Genomic DNA, 8,356 nt, shown 5'->3' on the forward strand with positions numbered 1-8,356 from the left:
CGCCCACTCCACCCCCGCCACCGACCGGAGCACCGTATGACCGACTCCCTCGCCGGCGCCGGCGCTCCCGCCGTGGACGCCGTCGCACCGGACCTGATCGTCCCCGTGCAGCTGCACGCCTTGGTCGTCAACGAGCAGGTCCGCGGGCCCGGTTCGTTCCAGCGGTTCCGGCCCGACTTCCGGAAGATGCTGCGGGACAAGGAGGCCGCCGAGCCCGCGCCCGGGCAGAGCACCTCGCTCCCCGACACCGGCGTGTACCTGCAGTGGCAGCTGCCCGAGGCGCTGGCCACCGCCCACTACGACCCGGACACCGGGGAGACCACCTTCCCCCTGGTGCCCAACCGCTGGCTGGTCGTCCGCCACCACACCGTGCCGTCCGGGCGGCCCGGCGCCGGCTCCGTGCGGGCCGCCGCCTGGCTCGTGCACAGCGACTACCTGGAGATCGCCCACTACGACGGCGCGCACGGTGCCGGCACCGCCCCCTTCCTGTCGAGCGACGCGAACGGCGCGGCCCGGCGGGACTGGCTCGGCCGCGCCGTCGACCTGCGGGAGCAGGAGTGGGAGGAGCCGGCTCCCGTCGAGCTGTTCCTGACGGCGGCCGGGCCCGGGCTGCCCGCCTTCGCGGGCTTCCAGCCGTACCACCCCAACGTCTTCTCCTTCCACGACACCCTTGAGGACCTCGCCGGGACCGGGCACAACAAGCCCGCCGACACCACCCTCGGCTACTGCGTGATCGGCTGGTACTCCGACGACGACGCGGACATCCTCCGGCGCGCCGCCGACATCCCCGGCCTGCTGCCCCCGGACCCGGACGGCACCGCCGACGTGCTGCGGGCGCTCGGCTGGGCCCTGCCCGGCCTCACCGACACCGAGGACGGCGCGGACGACGGCGCGGCCGGGGCCGTTCGTGACACCGGGCCGGACACCGGCCCGGCCCGGTCCGTCTACAGCGGTACCGCGCTCGGCATCACCTGGGAGTACTACGGCAACGAACCCGAGTCGGACCGCCCCGAGCACTACGCGCCCAAGGTCGCCGTCGGCCACAGCACCGGCGACGCGTTCGCCGCCCTCACGGCCGCGCAGACCCGCTCGGCCCGTACCGCCGGACTGGTCGAGGCGCTCTACCACGGCAGCATCGACTCCTACGACCTCCCGGACGGTGAGGCGGAACTGGAACGCGCCGCGCACACCGCGTCGTTCGGCGCGTCGGCCGGCGGCACCAGCTGGATCATCGTGCCGCGCCCCGGCGGTGCCGACGGCAACGGCGACGCGCGCGGCGGACCGGTGCCGGACCGCGTCCGCGACCTGCCCGCGTGGCTGGACCAGCTCAACGCCGACCAGCGGGAGTTCGACGCCATCACCCTCCGGCTGGCCGGACTGCGCGAGCGGCTGCGCACCCTGTGGTGGCTAACCCAACTGCCCGGCACCCACCCCGAGGGCTTCGACGACCTCGCCCGCGCCCAACTCGACGAGGCGACCGAAGGCAGCCTCGCCCACCGGGCGGCCACCGCCGCCCGCCGCCTCGCCGAACTCGCCTCGCGCATCCCGCGGGGCACCACCTCCGAAGAAGTCCAGGCCGCCATCGACGCCTTCGCCGAGCAGCACCAGCTCCCCCGGGAGCTCGAACTGCGGCGCACCTTCGAGGAGTCCTACCACCGCACCAGCGACCCCGTCGTGCTCATCGAGGGCGCCGGCGTCACCGCGCCCCTCACCCGCGACCCGGACGACCCGCTGCCCTGCCGCACCGTCGACGGGATGCTGGAGGCGCTCCTGGCGAACGGCGACTGGTGGGCCCCGCCCGCCGACCTGCCCCCGCTGGACCTCCCCGAACCCGCACAGCTCAACCTCCCCGTCCTGCCCGCGCCCGGCCGGGCGCTGCTCGCCGAGTTCGCCCTGCTGGACCGCGCAGCCCGCACCCCCCACCAGGAAGAGCCGCAGTACAGCGCCCTGCACGTCGCGCTCGCCGCCCCCCGGCGCCACCTGCGCGGCACTCCCGCCGAGTACGCGGCGACATGGCGCCAGCCGTGGCTGCCCATGTACCTCCAGTGGGACCTGCGCTACTGCCCCACCCCCTACGAGACGGCGGAGGGCCGGCACTGGAGCTTCGAGGACGGCTCGTACACCTGGCTGGGCACCGGCGCCGCCCCCGGCAACGGCCAGACCGGCGAGGGGTGGATCTCCTTCGCCAACCGTGCGTTCCTCGCACCCACCGTGCCGTATGTGCTGGCTTCCCAGACGAAGCGGCTGATGCGCACCTACGCGCCCGCCGACGCGCGGGCGCTGACCGGGCTGCGCGCCACGCTCGGCGACCTCGACCTGCTGTCGCAGACCCTCGACGGCTTCAACGACCACCTGCTGATGCGCGACACCGGCGTGCGCGAGGTGACCCCCGCGAACGTGGCCCCGCTGATCGGGGAGGCCGGGCACGTCATCGCGCCCGGCAGCCCGGACGACGCCGAAGAAGCGGAATTCCGGTTCCAGCCGGTGCGGGCCGGCCAGTTCTACTTCCGCGACCTGCGCATCATCGACCGCTTCGGACGGTGCGCGGTCCTCACCGCCGTCGACGGCGACCAGCACCTGAGCTTCTGGCCCAAGGTGCGCGGCGAGGCGAAGCCGAGCGCCCCCCTCGCGCCGGACATCGACTCGCCCAACCGGTTCGTGCAGCTGCCGCCCAGGCTGCTGCAGGAGGCCAGGACCCTGCTGCGCACGGAGTCCGGCACGGAATCCCGAACCGCCCCCGCCTCACCGGTGTCGGGCTGGCTGCTCGTCAACCACCTGGACCGCACCCTGCTCGTGTACGGGCCCGAGGGCGACCCCCTGGGCGAACTGCGCGTCATCCGCACCCCGCAGGGCGAACGGCACACCGCATGGACGCCGCTGCCCACCTCCCCGTACCAGGACGCCCGGGCACAGGACTTCGCCGACGCCCACCCGCACCTGGCCGGGATGGTCAAGGGGCTGCTCGGCCCCACCGGTCCGTTCACCGCCCTGATGGCCACCCTCGACGCCCGCCTCTCCGACACCACCGACTCCGCCACCGGAGACCTCACGAACCCGGCCCGGCTCATCGGCCGCCCGGTCGCGATCTACCGGGCCCGGCTCGACCTCGAACTCAAGGGCGCGCCGCTCACCAACCCCGGCTGGCACCAGTCGATGGAGCTCGACCCGGAGCCGGAGGAGTACCTCGACCACACCTGGCCGGTACGGCTGGGCCACCCCACGCTCCTGACCGACGGACTGATCGGCTACTACGCCAGCCCCACCGGGCCGGGCGGGGACACCGACTACGGCACCCTCTACGTCAACACCCCCGAGACCGCCGACCCGTACCTGGCCGACATCGGCGACGGCCAGTCCCTCTCCCTCCCCGCGCGCCCGCCCGGCGACGAGGTCACCCACCGCATCACCGTCCTCGCCGACCCCTACAACCCCGTGCGCGCCACCACCGGCATCCTCCCGGTGACCGAACTGACGCTCCCCGCCGACCAGGTCGAGGCGGCGGTGCGCCGCATCCGGGCGGCCTTCCGCCTCGGCCCGCTGCTCGCCCCGGCCCGTCCACTCACCGCCCAGGACGACGACGGTGCGGCGAGCGACGCGGAGGGCCTGGTGATGATCCGGCCGGCCGCCTGGCACGGCCAGTGGAGCTGGGCCGAGCCGCGGGCGGAGGGCGGCACCCAGCAGTGGACCGAACGCCCACTGCTCGCCGCCGACTCCGCCCCCCACCCCGACGACCCGGTGCCGCACGCCCGCGCCGGCTATCTCATGCTGCGCCCCGCGGCCTTCGAGGAGGACCACGCGTGATCCGGTACGCCCGCTCCGGCGACGAGGAGCCCCTGCTCACCTACGTGCTGCGCCCCGTGCCGAGCGTCGTCAACGTGAGCACCGGGACCGACGTACAGGAGCTCCGGCTGGAACTGACCGTCACGGGGCGGGCCGACGCGGCGGCCGAATGCGAGTGGGTACGCGTCGCCCTGCCGTACGGCGCGGAGCCCGAGCACCTCACCCTGACCGAAGCGACGGACCTGTGGACCAGCACCGAGGGCGGCACCGCCCCGGGGCACGGCAACGGCTGGAGCGCCACGGCGAAGCGCGAGAACGGGCAGATCCTCGTCACCTTCGAGCCCGGCCGCGAGCCGGAGTTCGACGGCAGTTTCCAGGTGACGTTCGTCGTCTCCGCCATCGTGGTCAACGAGGCCGTCGGCACGGCCGTGATCAGGATCACCGAATCGACCGCCCCGGCCTCCGGAGGCGGCTACCGGGAACGCACGGCCACCTTCCCGGTCGACAAGTGGCCCGCCGACTTTTACGTCGGCAACTTCCGCCCGGACCGGAACACCGTCGACAACGGCGAGAGCGTCACCCTCACCTGGGAGCGCAGCCGAGGACCGAAGTACGTCCTGTACTGGGGCGAGAACGAGTCCGAGGACGTCAGCCAGGTCAACAAGTGGATCTCGCCGCCGCTGGCGCGCGCCACCGGCTTCATGCTGGTCGCCACCGACGACAGCAACAGCTCGGCCCCGCTGGTCCACGCGCTGACCACCGCCGTCATGGTGGAGCGGCCCCATCTCTCGGTCGGTGACCTGGAGGTGAACGGCACCACCCGGATGCAGGGCAGCCGTCAGCAGGTCGCGACGCCGGGGCCGGGGACATCGCAGTACTACCGGGCGCACACCGACGGCACCCTGGTCGGCTTCCTGCAGGCCGCCAGCGGCGCCGCCGGCGCCACCCTGGCCGCCACCGTCCACCGGGCCGGGGCGAACGAGTACACGATGCGCTTCACCTCCGACAACAGCGACGGGAGCCGGCCGCCCACGGAGACGCCCGTCAGCATCCCGGTGCCCGAAGGCGCCGAGGTCCTGCTGTACGCCGGTGGACAGCCCGGCGACACGCTGCAACTGGTCTGGCTGCCGCAGGGCACCGGCGCCTTCGAGGTGATCGACCGGTGAGCGGACCCCTCGTACCGGGCGACGGCACGCTGCTGTCGTACGCCCTGAAGACGGACCCCGACCCCGTCCAGGTCGGCGGCACCGCGACCCTGCGGCTCACCGTGCGCGGCGGCCCCCGCCCCGCGCACTGCCGCCGGATCGTCCTGGCCCTGCCGACCGGCGCGGGCGCCGACGAGCTCATCACGGCACCGGGCTCGCTCACGGCCGTGGTGACGGGAGGCGAGGCCGAGGAACAGGGCGGCGGCTGGACCGCCACCGCGACCACGCCCCCCGGGGAGGCGGTGTTCACCCTCACCCCGGCACGGGGGCGAGGCTGGCTGGCCGGGGTGACCCCGCTGACCGTCACGCTCGGCCAGATCCGGGTCAACACGGCGACCGGCACCCCACGTCTGCGGATCACCGAGGAGACGTCCGCGGACGGGACGGCGTGGGAGACCCGGGGCAGCGAGCTCGCGCTGGCGAAGTTCCCCGAGGGCTTCGTCTTCCGGGACCTGCGGCCCGACCGGGTCCATGTGAAGAACGGCGAGACCGTCACCCTCACCTGGGACGGCTCCCCGGCCACGTACACCATGGACTGGGGCCGCGGCCCCGCCCAGGTGACCACCGACGGCACCTGGACCTCGCCGCCCCTGCACGACACCACCGCCTTCCGGCTCGCGGCCCGCTTGCCGAACTCCACCGCCGAACGGGTCCTCACGACCCTGGTGACCGTGGCCCGCCCCCATCTGCGGGTCACCGACCTCCAGTCGGCGGGACGCGTACGGATGCTCGGCGCGAGCCTGCCCGTCGACGCCCCCGCCCCGGGGACGTCGGCGCGCTACACCGCCACCACCGACGGCCTGCTGCTGGGTCACGTCAAGGCCCGCACCGGCCAGGCCCCGGCCTCGCTCCGGATCACGGTCCTGGCGGACGGCGCGACCGTCTACGGGCAGCAGTTCGTGTCCGACAATCGGGACGCCTCGCGACTGCCCTCGGAAACCCCGTTCCACCTGCCCGTGGCCCACGGCCGCACGGTCGTGGTCACCGCCCAGGGCGCCGAGGGCGACGACTTCGGCCTGACCTGGATGCCGTACGGAAGCGGCGGGCTCCAGCCGGAGCAGCCCTCCCCGTAGGGGCGGGTGACCGGTCAGGGAAGGAAGAGGGCGGAAGGGCGGGGGACCGGGGCGGCGGCGTACGCGGAAGGCGTGGCGCTCCCCGGTCAGCCGGCCGCTCTCGTGGCGCGAAGGCCCAGCAGCACGACCCGCAGCCCGTGCTCGAAGCCCGCGCCGCCCTCCAGGTCGAGGATGTCGCCCAGCGCCTCCGAGGCGAGGGGGAAGCGTTCCGCGTCGACGCTCTCGGCGACCCGCTCGGGCGTGTACGGGTTGTCGTCGCCGTACGCCGCGCTGGTGTGGGACTGCTCCTCGATGGTGTAGCCGATGGTGTAGTGCAGGAGCACCGGAAGGCCGCGGGCGGCCTCGCGGAGCGTGAAGCCGGCGTCCCGCAGGGTGCGCAGGATCAGCTCCAACGTCCGGTGCATGGCCGGGTGGTCGACATGCGTACCGGCCAGGACGCGGGCCCCGTCCCGGTAGCTCAGCATCACCTGCCGCAGGTGCCGGGCCCAGTCGGCGAGCCAGTCCTCCCAGGACTGCCCCTGGCGCGGCGCCTCCAGCCGCTCGACCGCCTCGACGAAGACGAGCGTGGCCATGGCGTCGATCAGTTGCTGCTTGTTCTTGATGTGCCAGTAGAGCGTGGGGGCTCGCACTCCCAGCTCGTCCGCGATCGCGCGCATGGTGAGCCCGTCGAGGCCCACGTCCTGCAGCAGCTTCAGCGACGCCCGCGCGATGACCTCCGGGTTGACCTTCATCTCGCCCTCCTTGCCGACTGCTTGACACTCTAACATCGTTAGGAGAGTCTCTAATGGCGTTAGAGGTCGGCTGTCGGTCGCGACTCGAAACGGCCGGCACAGGTAGCGGAGGGAGTCACCGATGACCGCATCGGAACTGGACACGGACGTGGTGATCGCGGGTGCCGGGCCGACCGGCCTGATGCTCGCGTGCGAACTGCGACTTGCGGGCGTCGACGTCGTGGTGCTCGACCGGCTCGCGGAGCGCACCGGCCAGTCACGGGCCGGCGGGATGCACGCGCGTACCCAGGAGGTGCTGGACCAGCGGGGCGTACTGGACCGCTTCCTGGCGGTCGGCACACCGCGCCCGATGGGCCACTTCTCCGGACTCTGGCTGGACTTCGACCGATTCGACACCCGCTACCCCCGCCCGCTGACGATGCCGCAGCACGACATCGAGCGGCTGCTGGAGGAGTGGGCCGGCGAACTCGGCGTACGCGTGCGCTGGTCCTCCGAGGTGACCGGCCTGCGCCAGGACGACACCGGTGTCGCGGTCGAGGTCACCGCGCCTGCGGCCGCCCCGACGACGCTGCGCGCCCGCTACCTGGTGGGCTGCGACGGAGGCCGCAGCGCGGTGCGCAAACTCGCGGGCATCGACTTCCCCGGCACCCCGGCGACCATGACCGCGGTGCTCGGCGACGTCCGGCTCACCGAGCCCCCGGCCGAGACGTACCTGTTGGAGCGGCGCCCGGGCGGCGACTTCTCGGTGTTCCTCTTCGAACCGGGCTGGTACCGGGTGATCACCTGCGAGTACGACCGCGTCCCCGACCGCGACGAGCCGGCGACGTTCTCGTGGCTGCGCTCGTCACTGCGGAAGATCGCGGGCACCGATTTCGGCATGCACAGCCCCCGCTGGGTCTCCCGGTTCGGAGACGCCGCACGGCAGGCCGAGCGCTACCGGGCGGGCCGGGTGCTGCTGGCCGGCGACGCGGCGCACATCCACTTCCCGGCCGGCGGCCAGGGACTGAACACCGGCGTGCAGGACGCGGTCAACCTCGGCTGGAAGCTCGCCTCGGTGGTGCGCGGCCACGCGCCGGACACGCTGCTGGACAGCTACCACGCCGAACGGCACCCCGTCGCCGAGCGCGTCCTGAACAACACCCGGGCCCAGCTGGCGCTCGCCCGCCCGGGCCCGGCGGTGGACGCGCTGCGCGACGTCTTCCGCTCGCTCATCGGGATCGAGGACGTCACCCGGTACCTGGGCGGCATGATCACCGCTCTGGACGTCCGGTACCCGGTCGGCGACGACGACCACCCCCTGGCGGGCCGCCGGGCCCCGGACGCCGAGCTGAAGAGCGCCGACGGCGCGATCCGCCTCTTCGACCTGCTGCACACCGCCCGCCCGCTCCTGCTCGACCTGCACGGCAGCGCCGAACTGACGGCGGCCGCCGAAGGCTGGGCGGACCGCGTCGAGCTCGTCCGGGCCCGCAGCGAGGCCGACCACTGGCCCGTCCCGTCCGTCGGGGAGGTCGAGGTTCCCGCCGCGCTGCTCATCCGCCCGGACGGGTACGTCGCCTGGGCGGCGCCG

The 8,356-nt window shown here is 73.7% G+C and carries 5 protein-coding genes; 4 read left to right on the forward strand and 1 reads right to left on the reverse strand.

Annotated elements, in window-relative coordinates; all coding sequences use genetic code 11:
* Positions 1–36: 36 nt before the first annotated feature.
* Genes ACSNOD_RS25010 through ACSNOD_RS25020 form a run of 3 tightly spaced genes read left to right on the forward strand, consistent with a single transcriptional unit; the run spans position 37 to position 6,058 of the window.
* Positions 37–3,801 (forward strand): hypothetical protein, encoded by a 3,765-nt coding sequence (locus tag ACSNOD_RS25010; protein ID WP_436769300.1) that lies wholly within the window; start codon positions 37–39, stop codon positions 3,799–3,801.
* Positions 3,798–4,946 (forward strand): hypothetical protein, encoded by a 1,149-nt coding sequence (locus ACSNOD_RS25015; protein ID WP_436769301.1) that lies wholly within the window; start codon positions 3,798–3,800, stop codon positions 4,944–4,946. The genes ACSNOD_RS25010 and ACSNOD_RS25015 overlap by 4 nt, the downstream gene beginning before the upstream one ends.
* Entirely contained in the window at positions 4,943–6,058 is a 1,116-nt protein-coding gene (locus ACSNOD_RS25020; protein WP_436769302.1) for a hypothetical protein, read from the forward strand. Before ACSNOD_RS25015 ends, ACSNOD_RS25020 begins: the two co-directional genes overlap by 4 nt.
* A gap of 86 nt (positions 6,059–6,144) precedes the next feature.
* On the opposite strand, the gene ACSNOD_RS25025 is transcribed toward ACSNOD_RS25020, so the two are convergent.
* Complete coding sequence (locus tag ACSNOD_RS25025) at positions 6,145–6,789, reverse strand: TetR/AcrR family transcriptional regulator C-terminal domain-containing protein (RefSeq protein ID WP_436769303.1); 645 nt, start codon at positions 6,787–6,789, stop codon at positions 6,145–6,147.
* A gap of 121 nt (positions 6,790–6,910) precedes the next feature.
* Here ACSNOD_RS25025 and ACSNOD_RS25030 point away from each other — a divergent pair.
* Positions 6,911–8,356 (forward strand): FAD-dependent monooxygenase (locus ACSNOD_RS25030; RefSeq protein ID WP_436769304.1); only part of this gene is annotated, 1,446 nt, incomplete at its 3' end.

The organism is Streptomyces sp. URMC 123 (genome assembly GCF_051386515.1).
In the GTDB taxonomy this organism is placed as follows: Bacteria; Actinomycetota; Actinomycetes; order Streptomycetales; family Streptomycetaceae; genus Streptomyces.